The organism is Arthrobacter sp. yr096, from assembly GCF_900108925.1.
Taxonomy (GTDB): domain Bacteria; phylum Actinomycetota; class Actinomycetes; order Actinomycetales; family Micrococcaceae; genus Arthrobacter.
In genome coordinates this window covers 45,840-64,013 of sequence record NZ_FNYI01000010.1, presented here as the reverse complement: position 1 = coordinate 64,013, position 18,174 = coordinate 45,840, and the positions used below count along the sequence as shown (strand labels likewise).

Below are 18,174 nucleotides of genomic sequence, written 5' to 3'. Positions count from 1 at the left end.
GGTAAGTGAGGTGGTACCGCGGTACCTGCGCAGCCGACAGGCAGCACAGAAGCCGTCCTCGCATCCTGACAGTCAACCAGCTATCACAGGATATGAGATGACCCACTACCCCAAGGCCTCAGCGTCTTCGTCCGGCACGCATGGCGTGTCCGCCTCCGTGAAGTTCCCGGAAATCGAAGAGCGCATCCTCAAATACTGGGATGAAGACGGTACCTTCCAAGCCAGCATCGACCAACGCGATGCGGGCAAGGACGGCAGCAACGAGTTCGTCTTCTACGATGGCCCTCCCTTCGCCAATGGCCTCCCGCACTACGGCCACCTGCTCACCGGCTACGCCAAGGACCTCGTAGGCCGCTACCAGACCCAGCGTGGCAAGCGTGTGGAGCGCCGTTTCGGCTGGGACACGCACGGCCTTCCTGCTGAGCTCGAAGCCATGAAGCAGCTGGGCATGACGGACAAGACCCAGATCGAAGCCATGGGCATCGATAAATTCAACGACGCCTGCCGCGCCTCGGTGATGAAGTACGCCAACGAGTGGAAGGCCTACGTCACCCGCCAGGCCCGCTGGGTGGACTTCGAGAACGACTACAAGACCCTCAACGTCGAGTACATGGAGTCGGTACTCTGGGCCTTCAAACAGCTGCATGAGAAGGGCCTGACGTACAACGGTTACCGCGTTCTGCCGTATTGCTGGAAGGACGAGACCCCTCTGTCCAACCATGAGCTCCGCATGGATGACGACGTCTACAAGAACCGCCAGGACCAGACCGTCACGGTCACGTTCCCCATCAAGGCGGGAGACTCCGAACTCTCCAAGGCACTTGAGGGCGTCCAGGCGCTCGCCTGGACCACCACGCCCTGGACGTTGCCCACCAACCTGGCGCTCGCCGTCGGGCCTGAGATCTCCTATGCCGTCCTGCCCGCCGGACCCAACGGCGTCAAGGCTGCGTCCGCTGAGGCGCCGGTAACGGGCAGCTTCCTGCTCGCAGCTGACCTGGTGGGGTCCTACGCCAAGGATCTGGGGTACGACGACGCCGCTGCCGCAACTGCCGCTGTGGTGTCCACCCACACGGGCGCCGAGTTGGCCGGGCTCGAGTACGAACCGCTCTGGAATGACTTTGCCGATGCCGAGAAATACGGCACGGAAAACGCCTGGCGCTTCCTGGTGGCCGACTATGTCACCACCACGGACGGTACGGGCATCGTTCACCAGGCTCCGGCCTACGGTGAGGATGACCAGAAGGTCTGTGAAGACGCTGGCATCCCCGTGGTGTTGTCCGTGGACGAGGGCGCCAAGTTCCTTCCGCTGTTTGCGCACGGCGAGCTCGCCTCAATCGTCGGCCTGCAAGTCTTCGACGCCAACAAGCCCATCACCCAGGTGCTCCGCGCCGATGGCCGCTTGGTCCGCCAGGCCAGCTACGAGCACAGCTACCCGCACTGCTGGCGCTGCCGGAACCCGCTGATCTACCGTGCGGTGTCCTCTTGGTACGTTGAGGTCACCAAGTTCAAGGACCGCATGTCCGAGCTGAACCAGGAAATCAACTGGATCCCGGGCAACGTCAAGGACGGCCAGTTCGGCAAGTGGCTGGACAACGCCCGCGACTGGTCCATCAGCCGCAACCGCTACTGGGGTTCACCCATCCCGGTGTGGCAATCCGATGATCCGGAATACCCGCGCACGGACGTCTACGGTTCGCTGGCCGAGATGGAGGCCGACTTCGGCCGCCTGCCCGTCAACAACGAAGGACAGGTGGACCTGCACCGCCCGTTCATTGATGAGCTGACACGTCCCAACCCGGACGACCCCACGGGCAAGTCCACCATGCGCCGTGTGGAAGACGTGTTGGACGTGTGGTTCGACTCCGGGTCCATGCCCTACGGACAGGTGCACTACCCGTTCCAGAACGAGGAGTGGTTCGACACCCACAACCCCGCGGACTTCATCGTGGAGTACATCGGCCAGACCCGTGGCTGGTTCTACATGCTCCACATCCTCTCCACCGCGCTCTTTGACCGACCGGCGTTCCGCAACGTAATCAGCCATGGCATTGTGCTGGGCTCCGACGGCCAGAAGATGTCCAAGAGCCTGCGCAACTACCCTGACGTGTCCGAGGTCCTGGACCGCGACGGTTCCGACGCCATGCGATGGTTCCTCATGTCCAGCCCTATCCTTCGCGGCGGCAACCTGGTGGTGACCGAACAGGGCATCCGCGACGGCGTCCGCCAGGTCATCCTGCCGCTGTGGAACGTCTACAGCTTCTTCACGCTGTACACGAACGCTGCCAACGGAGGCGCGGGATACGACGCGAAGCTGCGCTACAACGACTACTCCGACACGCTGGACCAGTACCTCCTGGCCAACACAGGTGATCTTGTCCGCAACGTCACTGAAAGCCTGGATAACTACGACATCTCCGGTGCTTGCGATGAACTGCGCAGCTACCTTGACATGCTGACCAATTGGTACGTTCGCCGCAGCCGCCAGCGCTTCTTCGATGAGAACGTTGACGCCTTCGACGCCCTGTACACGGCCCTCGAAGCTGTGTGCCGTGTGTCTGCTTCCTTGCTGCCGCTTGTCTCGGAAGAGATCTGGCGCGGACTGACGGGTGGCCGGTCGGTGCACTTGGCTGACTGGCCGGACGCTGCGCTGTTCCCCTCCAACCCTGAACTGGTTGAAGCGATGGACCGGGTCCAGCAGATCTGCTCCACTGGTTCCAGCCTGCGCAAGGCCGCGAACCTGCGCGTTCGCCTGCCGCTGCAGGAACTGACTGTGGTGGCACCCGGTGCAGATGCGCTGGAAGGCTTTGCCGGCGTCGTCGCTGATGAACTGAACCTGCGGTCAGTCCGTCTGTTGGACGCCGCGACTGCCTCGCCGGAGGAGTTCGGCATCGAGCAGAAGCTGGTAGTGAACGCCCGTGCTGCGGGCCCGCGCCTCGGCAAGAATGTGCAGCAGGCCATCAAGGGCTCAAAGTCCGGCGACTGGTCCGTCAGTGATGCTGGGGTGGTGGTGGCTGGTGGCCTGGAACTGGAGCCACAGGAATACACGCTGGAAACGGTGGTGGCAGAAGCGGCCGACGGCGGTGCTGCCGCCAAGAAAGCAGTCGCGGTGCTTCCGGGCGGCGGATTCGTGGTGCTGAACACGGAAGTTACTCCGGAACTCGCTGCGGAGGGTCTGGCGCGCGACATGGTTCGGGCTATTCAGCAGGCACGAAAGGACGCCGGCCTGAACGTCAGCGACCGAATCCATACCTCGGTGGAGGCTGCCCAGGACGTCGTCGACGCCCTCGAAGCCAATGCAGAACTCGTCAAGACGGAAACGCTGACGCTGGAACTTGAGGTCCTGCTGGCCAGCGTCGACGAGCCGCAGGTCACCGTTGCAAAGGCAGGAGCCTGAATTATGACTGACGAATTCTCGGTTGAAAGCGTCTACGCCGAACTCCTGGGCCGCGCACCGGAAAACAAGATGGAGCCCCGCCTGGCTCCGCTGTTCCGGGCCATGGACGTGCTGGGGGAGCCCAACAAGGCTTTTCCCATCATCCACATCACGGGGACCAACGGAAAGACCTCCACGGCCCGCATGATCGAGGCCGGGCTGCGCGCCCATGGACTGAGCACAGGCCGGTACACCAGCCCGCACCTCTCCAAGGTGACTGAGCGCATCAGCATCGACGGTGAGCCGGTGCCGGACGCCACCTTCGTCCGGATCTGGGATGAAATCCGCCCGTACCTGGAGATCGTGGATAACGAGCTTGTGGCCGACAACCAGCCGCGCCTGACGTACTTTGAGTGCCTGACCATCCTGGGCTTCGCGGTTTTCGCCGACCAGCCTGTTGACGTTGCTGTGATGGAGGTTGGCCTCGGCGGCATCACTGACGCCACCAACGTCGGCGACGGCCAGGTCTCCGTGATCACGCCCATCTCGCTGGATCACACCGACCTCCTGGGCGATACCACTGAGGACATCGCCTATGAGAAGGCCGGCATCATCAAGCCGGGCGGGTTCCTGGTGAGTGCGGCCCAGCCTGTGGACGCGGCTCAGGTTCTCCTGGAGAAGGCCCGCGAAGTGGAGGTGCCTTTCCGGTTCGAGGGCGTTGAATTCGGCGTGGAGTCGCGGAGCGTAGCCGTGGGTGGCCAGGTTCTGACCATCCAGGGTCTGGCTGGACGCTACGAAGACCTGCTGCTTCCCTTGCATGGCGCCCACCAGGCGGAGAATGCCGCGGTGGCTGTGGCTGCCTTGGAAGCATTCTTCGGTGGGGGAGAGAAAGAACTCGACGCCGAGGTGCTCAAGGAAGCGTTCGGCACGGTCACGTCCCCGGGCCGGCTGGAAGTAGTGCGGACTGCACCGACGGTTGTCGTGGATGCTGCCCACAATCCTGAAGGGATCCGGGTCTCCGCGGAAGCGATCCAGGAGGCCTTCAGCTTCAGCAAGCTCGTGGTGGTTGTCGGGGTGCTGAGGGAAAAGGACGCCGAGGAAATCCTGAAAACCCTCAAGGAGTCGCTGGGCGGCCTCGCCGGGGAATTCTGCTTCACCCAATCCAATTCGGCGCGAGCCGTTCCTGCAGCGGAACTGGCTGAACTCGCCGTCGACCTCGGCTTTGGCGAGGACAACGTTCACGTCGCGGAGAAGCTTGATGACGCCCTTGAATGGGCCGTGGAGCACGCGGAATCCAACGACGACCTCGCTGGGGGCGTCCTGGTGACCGGCTCCATCACCGTAGTGGCCGAGGCCCGAATCCTGCTCGGAAAGGCGAGTGCCTAGTATGGCGAAGATGACCAAGGCGCAGCGCGAATGGCGGCCGGGCATGCCCAAGAAGCGCCGGTCCACCAAAGTGATGTTCGCATCCACCGTGCTCCTGCTCGAAGCCTTCGTGGCCTTCTTCGGCACTCTGGCGGTCTTTGGTTTGAGGCGCGGCCAGGTTGATCCGGGCATCATCCTCGGGGTGGGTATTGCACTGAGTGTGGTGTTGGTACTCGCCTGCGCCGTGCTGTCCAAGCCGTGGGGCATCGCCCTTGGCTGGGGTTTGCAGTTGGTGCTGATCCTGACGGGCTTCGTTGAGCCGACGATGTTCATTGTTGGCATCCTGTTCGCCATCTGCTGGTGGTACGGGATCAGGGCTGGCATAAGGATTGACCGCGAGGTGGCGCAGCGGGACCGTGAACAGGCGGAATGGAACGCTGCCCACGGTGACGAGGCCGGCACTCAAACCCCGTAAACTGGCTGGGAAAACCACCGAACGTAAGTCACTGAACACATCGCATTGGAGCATCTGTGAGCATTGAACGGACTCTTGTCCTGGTCAAGCCTGACGGCGTCGCCCGCAACCTGGGCGGAACCATCCTCGCCCGGATCGAAGCCAAGGGCTACACCCTGGCCGAGCTGAAGAAGGTCAACGCAACCCGTGAGCTGCTGGAGCAGCACTACGAAGAACACGTGGGAAAGCCGTTCTACGAACCGCTGGTTGAGTTCATGCTGAGTGGGCCTGTCATCGCCGCTGTCTTCGAGGGCCACCGCGTGATCGAAGGCTTCCGCTCGCTGGCTGGAACCACAGATCCCACGACGGCGGCTCCGGGCACCATCCGTGGCGACTTCGGCCGCGACTGGGGCCTGAAAGTCCAACAGAACCTGGTGCACGGTTCGGATTCCGTTGATTCGGCCGAGCGCGAGATCAAGATCTGGTTCGCCAGCTAGTTACGCCTCACTGGAATAGCAGAAAAGGCCAATGTTCATGACGAACATTGGCCTTTTCTGTCATCCCGCGGTCTTAGTAGCCGGACGTCCCGGCGAATACGTGAATGAAGGCGAAGAAGATGGTGGCGATGACGGCCACGTAGAGCAGCGCCACGATGATCCAGCCGGAACCGGACACCAGCTTGACCAGTCCGGAGGGCGCTTTGATGACGCCGTGGGTGAGGTTCCGGATGGTCACCCAGACGAAAAGGGGGATCATGACTGCCCAAACCACCATGCAGAAGGGGCAAAGCACATGGATTGAGTAGAGGGCCTGCGACCACAGCCAGACGACGAAGGCAAAGCCGAGCGTCACGCCGGCCTGTAGGCCCCACCAGTAACCCCGTGAGAACTTTGCACCCGCGAGGATACCCATGGCGGTGGTGATGATGATGGCAAAAGCGACAATGCCAATAAACATATTGGGGAAGCCGAACACGGAGCTTTGGGGCGTCTGCATCACAGCACCACACGAAACCCAGGGGTTCACATCGCACACGGTCACATGGTTGGGATCCTTGAGTACTTCAAGTTTCTCCAGCACCAGGGCACCGGAGGCCAGCCACCCGATGACGCCGGTGATCAGCAGGAGCCAGGCAAACGGTTTGTCCCGGACAGCTCCGGGGAGGGGGCCGATCAGCGGCTGGGTGGACAGGTCCTCCACATGGCTGGGGGCTTGGTTGGCCAGGTTTCCCCTGGCGGTGCTCGGCATCGCGGATGTAGTCCTTTTCAACAAGTGGCCCGGCCTGGCCGGAAACGGCTCTTGGGAGGATTGTAACGCCGCAGGCTGGATGGCACCCTCAGCTTCGCGGCAGGACTGATGTTCCTTGGCGCGGCTGCGCTCTGGCATTGCGCGACACAGCGCCCTACCTTGGGAATGTGCAGGGGTGTGAGAGAATGAACATGGCCGGAAGCCGATCCACATTCGGAATCCGGTCCGGTGACTTTGTTCCCAAGACCGCCAGTATGAGCTGGGCATGCCTGGATTACGTGATCCTCGGTAGGCCCGCCATGACAATGGACGGCACCTGGTTGTGGCAGCAGAACAACGGGTTTCAGAATAAGGGCGCCGGCCTTCCAGGGCTGCCGCACCCCAATGATGGTGCGAACCGGAAGGCATACTGCCGACTTCTGTCAACGCCTGCGGGTTTTGACAATATTTGCCCCACTGGGCGCCGGATGTGGCGGGGTCGCTGGGGCAGGAGTGTTGCCACATATGGATAATGACCAGGTTGTAGCCGTTAATGACGAGGCAGCTCCCGCGGAAACTGCGGAAGCGCCAAAGAAAACCACCCGGACCCGGCGCAAGGCCGCGCCGAAGGCAGCCGCTACTGCAGCGGCCGAGGTCGAGTCGTCGGCGCCCGCCGCAGAACAGAACCCCACACCGGAACAGAACCCTGCTGCAGAGGAAGCCCCGGCGACGGCCGCAGCTCCAGTTCGCCGCACGCGGTCCCGCAAAAAGGTGGAGCCCGCAGAGCCACTGCCCGGCCTGGGTGATGAGGCCGCTGCTGTTCCGGAAGCCGCAGCAGTGGACTCACAGCCCAAAGCCACTGCCGAACCCGCCCCGGAAAAGCCGGTCCGCCGTCGCCGGACCGCCAAGCCCAAGGTTGAGGCGGCAGAAGCGGTTGAAGAAACCACGACGCCGGAGGCCCCTTCCCAGCCTGAGGCACCTGTCGCTGAGGTAGCTCAAGATACAGCTGAAGCGCCCACTTCTGAAGAGTCCCCAGCAGAGGACTCTGCTCCGGCGGCATCGACGTCCCTGTTCCTGGAGCCCGTCTCCATCACATCCATGATCTTCCAGGCTCCGGACCTCACCACTGTGCCGCGCGTTCCTGTTGCGGAAGAGAAGGACGAGGAAGCCGAGGAAGAAACCGAGACCGGTGCAGACAGTGAGCTGGAGGATGCCGGCAGCCGGCGCCGTCGCCGCAGCCGTGGTCGCCGTGGTCGCCGTGGAACCGAGCGCGAAGAGAACGACGCTGAGGACGGCGCGGAGTCCGAGGACGAGGAAGCCCCCGCGGCAGAAGCCCTTGAGGAGGGCGTGACGTCACGGCGTCGCCGTCGTCGTCGCCGTGGCGACCAGGATCTTGAACTGACCGGCGGCTCGGACGATGATCCCCCCAACACGGTGACCCGTGTTCGCGCGCCCCGCCCGATCACGGAGACAGCGCCCTCAAACAGGGTTGCCAGTGTTAAGGGATCCACGAGGCTTGAGGCCAAGAAGCAGCGTCGGCGCGAATCCCGGGAAACCGGACGTCGCCGCCAGGTGATCACCGAGGCCGAGTTCCTGGCCCGCCGCGAGTCCGTTGACCGCCAGATGATCGTCCGGCAGCGCGATGACAGAATTCAGATCGGCGTGCTGGAAGATGGCGTACTTGCCGAACACTTTGTTTCCAAGACCCAGCAGGACTCCCTGATCGGCAACGTCTACCTGGGCAAGGTCCAGAACGTGCTGCCGTCCATGGAGGCTGCCTTCGTTGACATCGGGCGCGGCCGCAACGCCGTGCTGTACGCCGGAGAAGTGAACTGGGACGCCGTCAACCTGGAAGGGCAGCCGCGCCGGATCGAGAATGCGCTGAAGTCCGGCGACTCCGTCCTCGTCCAGGTCACCAAGGATCCCGTGGGTCACAAGGGCGCCCGGCTGACCAGCCAGATTTCCCTGCCTGGCCGCTACCTGGTCTACGTGCCGGGTGGATCCATGACGGGCATCTCCCGCAAGCTGCCCGACGTCGAACGCAACCGCCTCAAGCGCATCCTGAAGGACCGCCTGCCGGAGAACGCCGGCGTCATTGTCCGCACGGCCGCCGAAGGCGCATCCGAGGAAGAGTTGACGCACGACATCAACCGTCTGCGCGCCCAGTGGGAAGGCATCGAAGGTCAGGCATCCTCAACCAAGGTCCTGGCACCGGAACTGCTGTACGGCGAACCTGACCTCACCATCAAGGTGGTCCGTGACGTCTTCAACGAAGACTTCTCCAAATTGATCGTGTCCGGCGACGACGCCTGGGACACCATCGAGGCTTACGTGACCTACGTTGCCCCTGATTTGGTGGGCCGCCTGGAAAAGTGGACCAAGGACCAGGACATCTTCGCTGCATGGCGCATCGACGAGCAGATCCATAAAGCACTGGAGCGTAAGGTCTTCCTGCCCTCCGGTGGTTCGCTGGTCATCGACCGCACCGAAGCCATGACGGTAGTGGACGTCAACACCGGCAAGTTCACCGGCAGTGGTGGCAACCTCGAGGAAACGGTCACCAAGAACAACCTTGAAGCGGCCGAGGAAGTGGTCCGCCAGCTTCGACTTCGCGACATCGGCGGCATCATTGTCATCGACTTCATCGACATGGTGCTGGAATCCAACCGCGATCTCGTCCTGCGCCGCATGGTCGAGTGCCTTGGCCGGGACCGTACCAAGCACCAAGTGGCTGAAGTGACGTCCCTTGGCCTGGTTCAGATGACCCGCAAGCGCATGGGCACTGGACTCCTGGAAGTCTTCGGTGAACAGTGCGAGCACTGCGCCGGCCGCGGCGTAGTGACGCATGACGAGCCCGTGGAGCATCGCCGTGCCAACGTCGTTGCTGCAGAACACCACCGCCCCCACACTGAGACCCAGCAGCCCGCAGCCCGGACGGAACGTAAGCGCCGCCGCGGCAAGGGCGGGGGACAGGCCGTCGCCGAAGCGCCGGCACCGGTGCACACTCCCGCCTCAGCTCCGGCCGCTACCACGACGACGCACACTGAGCCCCAGGACCCGGCCCGTCAGGCGAAGGCCGAGGCTACCAGGGCCGCTTTGGCCACAATTGCCGCTGCAGCCCACGCCGCGCACCTGCACGACGACGAAGTTCACCGCGCTGAAGAACTGGCAAGGGCAGCCGGACAGCACGAGCCCGAGCAGCCCGCTGCCACCGCGGAGTCGAGGGAATCGGGGTCCCGGGAAGCGGCAACCCAGGAAGCACGTTCCACCCCGGTCCTGCGCTTCGGCGGCGAAGAAGTTGCTTTGCCGTTCGTTGAACACCACGAGGAACCGCAGGCTGCCAAGCCCGCCATGAGCCTGGATCTGCTGGCCGAAGCATTCTCGCACCTTGGCGCAGCCCCGGAAGGAAAAACGGAGCCCACGGCCGCCCCAGAGGCGGCAGCTGTACAGGAAACCGTCCCGGCGGTGAAGGCCGCAGCCGAGGATCCAGGGACCGCTTCAGCGTCACGGAGTCGTCGTGGCCGGCGCAACCGCAGCGCCAGCAGGGCACAGGGTGCGGCAAACGAAACCAGCGTGGAGCACCGTGAGGCAGCTGCTGCGGCCGCGGGCGGTTCGGCCCACGAGGCCAAGGCGCCGGCGGAACCGGTCAAGAAGGCGGCGTCGGAGGAGCCCATCATCCTCGGTGTGGGCGTACCGGCTTCCGAACTCTAGAGACTGCAGCTCCAGAAGGATCGGCACCATAGGGTCCTGCGGTATCCGTCAATGGCGGGTACTGCAGGACCCTTTGCTGTCTGCGTCCAGTCGCGCAACCAGGTTCTTTCGCGGTCACATCCAGTGTTTGCCGTTGCGAAGTTGCCTGGCAATGCTGCTTCCCGGCTACGCTAGGGGACTGACACGGGGTGCCGGGCGTTGGGCCAGGCTGAGATCCAGACCCGTTGAACCTGTCCGGTTAGCACCGGCGAAGGGATGTCCTCATGACTGCATCGTCATTCTCTCCTGTGTACCCGCTGGTGGCCTCAAGTACGCAAACCCCGAGGGTGCTGAGCATCGCTGGCTCAGATCCATCCGGAGGGGCGGGTATCCAGGCTGATGTGAAGAGCATTGCAGCCCACGGCGGCTATGCAATGGCAGCCATCACGGCCCTGACAGCGCAAAATACGCTAGGAGTCAGCGCTGTGCATGTACCTCCCGTGGAATTCCTGAGGCAGCAGCTCGAAGCCATCAGCAGTGACATCACCATTGATGCGGTCAAGATTGGCATGCTGGGGGACGCGGCGGTCATTGATGAAGTCCGCCGCTGGTTGGAAGCGGTGCGCCCCGCCGTCGTGGTCCTTGATCCGGTCATGGTGGCCACCAGCGGAGACCGCCTCCTGCAGGGGTCCGCGGAGAAGGCCTTGCGTTCGCTGCTGCCTTTGGCGGACCTCATCACCCCAAACCTCCCTGAACTTGCCATGTTGTTGGGCGAAGCTGAAGCCGACGATTGGGCTTCGGCGCTGGACCAGGGAAAACGGCTTGCCGCCGACTGCGGAAACACGGTGCTGGTGAAGGGCGGGCACCTGGCGGGATCGGAATGTCCAGATGCGTTGGTGAACACCAGTGGCTTGCTGCGTCAGGATGTGGTCGAGGTAGCCGGTCCCCGGGTGGACACGAAGAACAGTCATGGCACGGGCTGTTCACTTTCCTCCGCTTTGGCCACCGTTCAGGCCCGCACCGGCGATTGGGAAGCTTCATTGCGGGAAGTGAAGCCCTGGTTGCTTCAAGCCCTGAAGGCCTCCGATGCCCTTGATGTTGGCCAGGGGAGCGGTCCCGTTAACCATTTCCACCACCAAAAGGTGCTCAGGCCCGGTAACTTCGCCTCGGAGTTGTGGAAGGAAGCCGCCCCGGAACTCGATGCCATCTACAGGCTCTCCTTTATTGAAGGCCTGCAATCAGGCAGCCTGCCGGAGGCGGCCTTCAACTATTACCTGGCACAGGACGCGATCTACCTCAATGGGTATTCCAGGGTCCTGGCCCGTGCCGGCGCACTTGCACCCACGGAGGAAGAGCAATTGTTCTGGTCCAAGGCGTCGCAGCAGTGCCTCGAAGTGGAATCGGAACTCCACCGCAACTGGCTGAGCACGCGTGAGGCCTCCACCGTGACGGGGCCGGTTACCAAGTCGTATGTGGATCATCTGATGGCGGCATCGGCCTCCGGTAGGTATGGCGTTCTCCTGGCGGCAGTTTTGCCCTGCTACTGGTTGTACGCCGAGGTAGGCCAGCAGCTCCACACGGCTTATGTGGACGCAGGGGCGCCCTCCGGGCACCCGTATGCGGATTGGCTGAAGACTTACGCTGATGAGGATTTTGCAGCGGCAACCAGGAATGCGATCAACTTCACTGACGCCGCTGCCTTGGCAGCCTCAGCGGGGGAGCGTGCGGCAATGGTGGAAGCTTTCAGGGACTCCTGCCGTTATGAGACAGCATTCTTCGACGCCCCACGCTTATTCGCTTAGGCCTCATTTCCTGGGCGATTGCGCACGTTTCGCCGTTTGCCTCCGCGCGCCGCGGGGGAAATCGCGTTAATCGTGCCCAAACCCTGTAGGCTGTATGGGCACGGTGCCGGGAGAGTCCGTTACATCTGGTGACGCAAGTCACGTGGTAGCCTCCGGACCCGGCCTCATTTGCAGCTGAAGGTCAAACTAGCGTAATCTTGATCTTCGGTGCTTACGCCAACACTTGGGTTATGCCCCTTGGAATTGTTCATGGGATGACTCGCGGACTTCGATCAGAAGTCCACGGCGTTGAGGCACAGCGCGAACCAAGCCTGATTCCGGTTCAAGGTTCCGCACGCAAATTTAGTTATAAACGTCGAGAGAAGTGAGTACCCAAGTGGTGTACGCGATTGTCCGCGCAGGCGGCCGCCAAGAAAAAGTTTCCGTTGGAGACTACGTAACGCTTAACCGCGTCCCCGGTGGAGCCGGCAGCAAGCTTGAGCTGCCCGCCTTGCTCCTGGTTGATGGCGACAAGGTCACCTCCGCAGCTGCGGAACTGGCCAACGTCAAGGTCACGGCTGAGATCCTCGAGGACCTCCGTGGTCCCAAGATCGTCATCCAGAAGTTCAAGAACAAGACCGGCTACCGGAAGCGTCAGGGTCACCGTCAGGAACTGACCAAGATCAAGATCACCAGCATCGCGTAACTTTCGTTACCGCTGTTCAGGTTTTTCAGTTTCCCCAGAAATTTAGAGGCAGGCATTTCACATGGCACACAAAAAAGGCGCGAGTTCCACTCGCAACGGTCGTGACTCCAACGCACAGTACCTGGGCGTAAAGCGCTTCGGTGGTCAGGTAGTCTCCGCAGGCGAAATCATCGTTCGCCAGCGTGGAACCCACTTCCACCCCGGTGCAGGCGTCGGTCGCGGTGGCGACGACACCCTGTTCGCTCTCCAGGCAGGTTCGGTTGAGTTTGGTACTCGCCGCGGCCGTCGCGTAGTGAACATCGTTGCTGCTGCAGCTGCAGAGTAACAACAAGTTCTGAACCGGTGGAGCGGGCCAAACGGCCCGCTCCACCGTTCTTTTAACCGCATTACAATCGACTAGGGCGCCCAGGCGCGCTGGTTAATGCAACAGCGCTGGCAACAGCAATAGAGGAGATCCACGTGGCGAGCTTTGTAGACCGGGTAGTCCTGCACGTATCCGGCGGAACCGGCGGCCACGGCTGTGTCTCTGTTAAGCGGGAAAAGTTCAAGCCGCTCGGTGGCCCCGACGGCGGCAACGGCGGCAATGGCGGCGACGTGATCCTGCGTGTGTCGGCCCAAACCACCACGCTGCTTGACTACCACCACGCCCCCCACCGGCACGCCACCAACGGTGGACCCGGAATGGGTGACTGGCGCGGTGGCAAGAATGGTGAAACCCTCATTCTTCCCGTGCCCGATGGCACCGTGGTCAAGACCAAGGACGGCGACGTCCTGGCTGACCTTGTGGGAGAGGGCACAGAATATATTGCTGCGGCTGGCGGCCAGGGCGGACTCGGCAATGCTTCCCTGTCTTCACAGAAGCGCCGCGCGCCGGGCTTTGCGCTGTTGGGTATCGAAGGCGATTCCAGCGACATTGTCCTGGAACTGAAGTCCATTGCGGACATCGCTTTGGTGGGCTTCCCCTCGGCCGGTAAGTCCAGCCTGATTGCAGCCATGTCGGCAGCCCGGCCCAAGATCGCCGATTACCCGTTCACCACCCTCATTCCCAACCTTGGCGTGGTCCAGGCCGGCGAAGTGCGCTTCACCATCGCCGATGTTCCCGGTTTGATCGAGGGTGCCAGCGAAGGCAAGGGCCTTGGCCATAACTTCCTGCGTCACGTGGAACGTTGTGCCGCACTGGTGCACGTCCTTGACTGTGGAACCCTGGAATCTGACCGCGATCCTCTTTCCGACCTCGCCATCATTGAGGCGGAACTGGAGAAGTACGCCGTTGACATGAGCTACGCCGGAGTAGACGGTGAAGTTGTCCCCCTGAATGAACGCCCCAAGCTTGTGGTCCTGAACAAGGTTGACCTGCCCGACGGCAAGGACATGGCCGAGTTCGTTCGTCCGGATCTTGAAGCCCGCGGCTACCGCGTCTTTGAAGTATCGGCAACCAGCCATGAGGGCTTGCGGCAGCTCGGATTCGCCATGGCGGAGATCGTCAAGGCAGCACGTGACGCTGTCGCGATTGCACCGCCCAAGGTAGCTCCGCCTGTCCTGCGTCCGCGGGCTGTCAACGAGTCCGGTTTCAAGATCCGCCGTGAGGAAAAGAATCTGGAACCGCTGTTCCGCGTGCTGGGCGACAAGCCCGTGCGCTGGGTCAAGCAGACCGACTTCACCAACGAGGAAGCCATCGGCTACCTCGCCGACCGCCTGGCGAAGCTGGGTGTGGAAACCGAACTGTTCAAGGTTGGCGCCAAGCCCGGCGATACCGTGGTCATTGGCGAGGACGACGGCGTGGTGTTCGACTGGGAGCCCACCATGATGGCGGGTGCTGAACTGCTGGCAACACCCCGTGGCACCGATATCCGTGTTGCCGATATCGGCGACCGTCCCACACGATCGCAGAAGCGTGACGAACAGATTGAACGCCGCGAAGCCAAGGCTGCCGCACGCGCCGAGCTTGAGGCTGAACGCAAGGCGGGCATTTGGACTGAATCCGTCAGCGGCCGCCGTGCCCAGGCCGTGAAGGAAAGCAACCTGGACGCCGGTGATGACGACTAGGACTGTCGAAATTCCGGGGGCAGCAGAAGGACTCGAACGGCAAGCCTTGGCTGACGCCAAACGGATTGTCGTCAAAGTCGGGTCCTCCTCGCTGACCAGCATCAAGGGCGGCATTTCCGAAAAGTCCCTCGCCGGACTTGTGGACGCTTTGGCGGACAAGCGAAATGCCGGCACGGAGATCATCCTGGTGTCCTCTGGTGCCATTGCGGCCGGACTGGCTCCCTTGGGTTTGGCCAAGCGACCCAAGGACCTGGCCACCCAGCAGGCTGCTGCCAGCGTCGGGCAGGGCCTCCTCATGGCCCGTTACACCCAGGCCTTCAGTGCCCACGGCGTCACTGTCAGCCAGGTTTTGCTGACGGCCGATGACCTGATGCGCCGTACGCAGCACACCAATGCGTTCAGGGCATTGGACCGCCTCCTGAATCTTGGCGTTGTGCCCGTTGTCAACGAAAACGACACCGTGGCAACTCACGAGATCCGCTTCGGCGATAACGACCGGTTGGCTGCCCTGGTGGCGCATCTGGTCCGAGCTGACGCACTCGTGCTGCTATCCGACGTCGATGCCCTCTACGATGGCCCGCCGTCGCAGGGTGCCCAGCGAATTCCGCTGGTTCGCGGTCCGCAGGATCTGGAGGACGTGACCATCGGTAAGGCAGGGAAGGCCGGTGTTGGTACCGGGGGCATGATGACCAAAGTGGAGGCAGCCTCCATTGCGGCGGGCTCCGGCATCCACGCACTGGTGACGTCAACCGCGAACGCTGCGTCGGCGTTGGCGGGGGACGACGTTGGAACCTGGTTCGCCGTGAACGGCAGCCGCAAGCCCGTCCGCCTTTTGTGGCTGGCGCACCTTGCGACGGTTCACGGGCGTCTCATGCTCGACGACGGCGCAGTCAAGGCTGTGCGCGACCGGCACAGGTCGTTGCTTCCCGCAGGTATTTCGGACATCAGCGGTGACTTCGAAGCGGGCGATCCCGTGGAGATGGTTGCCCATGATGGAACTGTGGTGGCCCGCGGCCTGGTCAACTACTCATCGGAGGAACTTCCCAGGATGCTGGGCCGCACTACGCAGGAGCTGGGCCAGGCCATGGGCCGCGGCTACGATCGCGAAGTTGTTCATGTTGACGATCTGGTGCTCCTGCGGACTCCGCGCTCATCTAAACTTGGAGCATGACTGAAGCGCTGACCCCCGACGCCCCTGTGATCTCCGACGTTTCCGGTGCTTCCGGCCAGACGCCGGAGAACCCTGCGGCAGGCGACGTTCCATTGTCGCCGGAGGATGTCCAGGCGGCTGTCCATGCCATCGCCGATCGGTCCCGCAAGGCCGCCCGACGCATGGGCCAAGCCAACCGTGCTTGGAAGGACCGTGCCCTGCGTGCCATTGGCGCCGCCTTGGTGGAGAACCGGAAGCATGTGCTCGACGCGAACGCCAAGGATGTGGCGGTGGGCCGTGCCAACGGCACGTCGGCAGCATTGCTGGACCGCCTGACCTTGACTCCTGCCCGCATCGATGGCCTGGTTGCGGCTTTGGAAAACCTCGCTGGCTTGCCGGATCCCGTGGGAAACGTTGTCCGGGGCCAAACGCTGCCGAACGGACTCCGGCTGCGTCAGGTCAATGTGCCTATGGGCGTGGTGGCCGCCATCTACGAAGCCCGTCCCAACGTCACCGTGGATATCGCAGGCCTCGCCCTGAAGAGTGGCAATGCCGTGATTCTTCGCGGAGGGTCAGCTGCGGCGAACACCAACGAAGCACTGGTGCAGATTCTTCGCGAGGCACTTGACTCCGTGGGCTTGCCTGCCGATGCTGTGCAGACGGTGGACCAGTACGGCCGTGAAGGCGCCAATGTCCTGATGCGCGCCCGCGGACGGGTGGACGTCCTCATTCCCCGGGGTGGACGTGAGCTGATCCAGACTGTCGTGACCAACTCCTCGGTGCCCGTCATTGAAACCGGAGAAGGAAACGTCCACATCTTCATCGACGAGTCTGCCGATGAGGAGATGGCCGTGGAGATCCTGCTCAACGCCAAGACGCAGCGGCCCAGTGTCTGCAACACCGTGGAGACGCTCCTGGTGCATTCCGGCTCAACGGTGCTTCCTGCCGTCGCCGCCGCATTGCGTTCTGCGGGCGTGACCCTGCATGTGGATGAGAGGATCTCGGCCGCCGTAGGCAGTGGCGTGGAAACTGTTCCTGCCGACGACGAGGACTGGGCTACCGAGTACATGGACCTTGATCTCGCAGTGGCCATGGTGGATAGCCTGGATGATGCGGTAAACCACATCCGGAAGTGGACCACCGGTCACACCGAAGCGATCCTCACCAACAACCTGGCCAACGCCGAGAAGTTCATTGCAGAGATCGATTCTGCTGCTGTGATCGTCAATGCTTCCACACGCTTCACTGATGGTGGCGAACTGGGCCTCGGAGCTGAAGTGGGCATTTCCACGCAGAAGCTGCACGCGCGGGGTCCCATGGGACTCACGGAACTGACCACTACCAAGTGGATCGTCCAGGGCGAAGGCCAAGTCCGCAGCTAGCAACGCGGTAACATAGAACAGAAGTCCGGAGCGGCGGGGAGTCCCGCCGTGCAATCCTTTGAGAATCAACTAGGGGAGAAGATGCTGTTTCAGCAGATCGCCACGTCCATTGCCGCCCAAACTGAGGGCGGCCACGAGGAACTCGCGCCACTCTGGGCAGAGCCGTGGGTCTTCGGTGTGGTGATGTTCGCTTTCCTCTTGGTCCTCATGTTTGTCACGCTCTCCTACACCAACCTCGGCAACCGCCACGAGGCCGTTGAGGAGCACTCCGACCCGCACCGCCAGCACCCCAACAAGCACACCCACAACCAGGGCCACTAACATTATCGCCGCAACACCGCGTGGGGAGTCGGAGCGCAGGCTCCGACTGGGCGTGATGGGTGGAACTTTTGATCCTATCCATCACGGCCACCTTGTGGCTGCAAGCGAAGTCGCAGCCAAGTTCGGCCTCGATGAAGTGGTTTTCGTGCCTACTGGCCAGCCCTGGCAGAAGTCGCACAAATTGGTCAGCGAACCTGAGCATCGCTACCTGATGACTGTGATTGCCACTGCGTCGAATCCCAGGTTTACGGTGAGCAGGGTAGACGTGGACCGCCCGGGTCCCACGTTCACGATTGATACACTCCGCGATCTCCGGGCGCAGCGTCCGGACGCGGACTTGTTCTTCATCACTGGAGCAGATGCTCTGGCCCAGATCCTTTCGTGGAAGGACGTGGACGAACTGTGGTCCTTGGCCCACTTCGTTGGCGTGACACGTCCGGGGCATGAACTGCACAGTATGGGCAGGGACGACGTCAGCTTGCTGGAGGTTCCTGCCATGGCGATTTCGTCCACGGACTGCCGTACCCGTGTGGGAGCGGGCAATCCTGTCTGGTATCTCGTTCCGGACGGAGTGGTGCAGTACATCGCCAAGTATGGACTGTATGCGGCGCAGCCTGTGTCAGGGGAGCTGTCGCCCGCATTGTCCGGATCAGACGACCAAGCACGTACTGAATGAGTT

Annotated in this window: 14 protein-coding genes and 1 riboswitch; of the genes, 13 read left to right on the top strand and 1 reads right to left on the bottom strand. The window is 62.5% G+C overall.

Translation table 11 applies throughout. The features are described 5' to 3' along the window. Nucleotides 1-97: 97 nt before the first annotated feature. The 4 genes from ileS to ndk are packed head-to-tail and all read left to right on the top strand — an operon-like array spanning nucleotide 98 to nucleotide 5,689. A complete protein-coding gene (gene ileS, locus BMY91_RS20200) occupies nucleotides 98-3,394 on the top strand; it encodes an isoleucine--tRNA ligase (protein WP_090825192.1) in 3,297 nt (1,098 codons plus the stop codon). A 3-nt stretch (nucleotides 3,395-3,397) separates the two neighbouring features. Beyond that, nucleotides 3,398-4,759, top strand: a complete 1,362-nt coding sequence (locus tag BMY91_RS20195) for a bifunctional folylpolyglutamate synthase/dihydrofolate synthase (protein ID WP_090825190.1) — start codon at nucleotides 3,398-3,400, stop codon at nucleotides 4,757-4,759. A gap of 1 nt (nucleotide 4,760) precedes the next feature. Next, nucleotides 4,761-5,213, top strand: a complete 453-nt coding sequence (locus tag BMY91_RS20190; protein WP_090825188.1) for a DUF4233 domain-containing protein — start codon at nucleotides 4,761-4,763, stop codon at nucleotides 5,211-5,213. 56 nt (nucleotides 5,214-5,269) lie between these two features. Then, nucleotides 5,270-5,689 (top strand): nucleoside-diphosphate kinase, encoded by a 420-nt coding sequence (ndk, locus tag BMY91_RS20185; RefSeq protein WP_090825186.1) that lies wholly within the window; start codon nucleotides 5,270-5,272, stop codon nucleotides 5,687-5,689. A gap of 73 nt (nucleotides 5,690-5,762) precedes the next feature. Here the strand turns inward: ndk and BMY91_RS20180 are convergent, their stop codons facing one another. Continuing rightward, nucleotides 5,763-6,440, bottom strand: a complete 678-nt coding sequence (locus BMY91_RS20180; RefSeq protein WP_090825176.1) for a vitamin K epoxide reductase family protein — start codon at nucleotides 6,438-6,440, stop codon at nucleotides 5,763-5,765. Between the two features lie 504 nt (nucleotides 6,441-6,944). On the opposite strand from BMY91_RS20180, the gene BMY91_RS20175 reads away from it, so the two are divergent. The 9 genes from BMY91_RS20175 (at nucleotide 6,945) to nadD (ending at nucleotide 18,171) form a co-directional block, all read left to right on the top strand. Then, complete coding sequence (locus BMY91_RS20175) at nucleotides 6,945-10,130, top strand: Rne/Rng family ribonuclease (protein ID WP_256212848.1); 3,186 nt, start codon at nucleotides 6,945-6,947, stop codon at nucleotides 10,128-10,130. Between the two features lie 174 nt (nucleotides 10,131-10,304). Then, nucleotides 10,305-10,403, top strand: a riboswitch (TPP riboswitch). Further along, the gene (thiD, locus tag BMY91_RS20170; protein ID WP_090825172.1) at nucleotides 10,394-11,911 is read left to right on the top strand and encodes a bifunctional hydroxymethylpyrimidine kinase/phosphomethylpyrimidine kinase; all 1,518 of its coding nucleotides are present in this window, start codon (nucleotides 10,394-10,396) and stop codon (nucleotides 11,909-11,911) included. It overlaps the preceding riboswitch by 10 nt. Nucleotides 11,912-12,287: 376 nt before the next feature. Beyond that, nucleotides 12,288-12,596, top strand: a complete 309-nt coding sequence (gene rplU / locus BMY91_RS20165; protein ID WP_090825171.1) for a 50S ribosomal protein L21 — start codon at nucleotides 12,288-12,290, stop codon at nucleotides 12,594-12,596. A 61-nt stretch (nucleotides 12,597-12,657) separates the two neighbouring features. Then, nucleotides 12,658-12,921, top strand: a complete 264-nt coding sequence (gene rpmA, locus BMY91_RS20160; RefSeq protein WP_024816903.1) for a 50S ribosomal protein L27 — start codon at nucleotides 12,658-12,660, stop codon at nucleotides 12,919-12,921. 134 nt (nucleotides 12,922-13,055) lie between these two features. Then, on the top strand, nucleotides 13,056-14,642 hold the full coding sequence (gene obgE / locus BMY91_RS20155) for a GTPase ObgE (RefSeq protein ID WP_090825169.1): 1,587 nt from the start codon (nucleotides 13,056-13,058) through the stop codon (nucleotides 14,640-14,642). Continuing rightward, the gene (proB, locus tag BMY91_RS20150) at nucleotides 14,632-15,813 is read left to right on the top strand and encodes a glutamate 5-kinase (protein ID WP_090825168.1); all 1,182 of its coding nucleotides are present in this window, start codon (nucleotides 14,632-14,634) and stop codon (nucleotides 15,811-15,813) included. The genes obgE and proB overlap by 11 nt, the downstream gene beginning before the upstream one ends. Continuing rightward, nucleotides 15,810-17,174, top strand: coding sequence for a glutamate-5-semialdehyde dehydrogenase (locus BMY91_RS20145; RefSeq protein ID WP_090825165.1), 1,365 nt, complete (start codon nucleotides 15,810-15,812; stop codon nucleotides 17,172-17,174). Before proB ends, BMY91_RS20145 begins: the two co-directional genes overlap by 4 nt. Nucleotides 17,175-17,255: 81 nt before the next feature. Continuing rightward, nucleotides 17,256-17,495: a hypothetical protein gene (locus BMY91_RS20140; protein WP_090825163.1), complete on the top strand. Its 240-nt coding sequence runs from the start codon at nucleotides 17,256-17,258 to the stop codon at nucleotides 17,493-17,495. Nucleotides 17,496-17,499: 4 nt separating this feature from the next. Then, nucleotides 17,500-18,171 (top strand): nicotinate-nucleotide adenylyltransferase, encoded by a 672-nt coding sequence (gene nadD, locus BMY91_RS20135; RefSeq protein WP_256212853.1) that lies wholly within the window; start codon nucleotides 17,500-17,502, stop codon nucleotides 18,169-18,171. The last annotated feature ends 3 nt before the right edge of the window (nucleotides 18,172-18,174 follow it).

Bases quoted from the DNA above. Each gene is read 5' to 3' on its own strand.
- ileS (WP_090825192.1), top strand. From the start codon at position 98: ATGACCCACTACCCCAAGGCCTCAGCGTCTTCGTCCGGCACGCATGGC.
- BMY91_RS20195 (WP_090825190.1), top strand. From the start codon at position 3,398: ATGACTGACGAATTCTCGGTTGAAAGCGTCTACGCCGAACTCCTGGGC.
- BMY91_RS20190 (WP_090825188.1), top strand. From the start codon at position 4,761: ATGGCGAAGATGACCAAGGCGCAGCGCGAATGGCGGCCGGGCATGCCC.
- BMY91_RS20180 (WP_090825176.1), bottom strand. From the start codon at position 6,440: ATGCCGAGCACCGCCAGGGGAAACCTGGCCAACCAAGCCCCCAGCCAT.
- BMY91_RS20175 (WP_256212848.1), top strand. From the start codon at position 6,945: ATGGATAATGACCAGGTTGTAGCCGTTAATGACGAGGCAGCTCCCGCG.
- thiD (WP_090825172.1), top strand. From the start codon at position 10,394: ATGACTGCATCGTCATTCTCTCCTGTGTACCCGCTGGTGGCCTCAAGT.
- rpmA (WP_024816903.1), top strand. From the start codon at position 12,658: ATGGCACACAAAAAAGGCGCGAGTTCCACTCGCAACGGTCGTGACTCC.
- proB (WP_090825168.1), top strand. From the start codon at position 14,632: ATGACGACTAGGACTGTCGAAATTCCGGGGGCAGCAGAAGGACTCGAA.
- BMY91_RS20145 (WP_090825165.1), top strand. From the start codon at position 15,810: ATGACTGAAGCGCTGACCCCCGACGCCCCTGTGATCTCCGACGTTTCC.
- BMY91_RS20140 (WP_090825163.1), top strand. From the start codon at position 17,256: ATGCTGTTTCAGCAGATCGCCACGTCCATTGCCGCCCAAACTGAGGGC.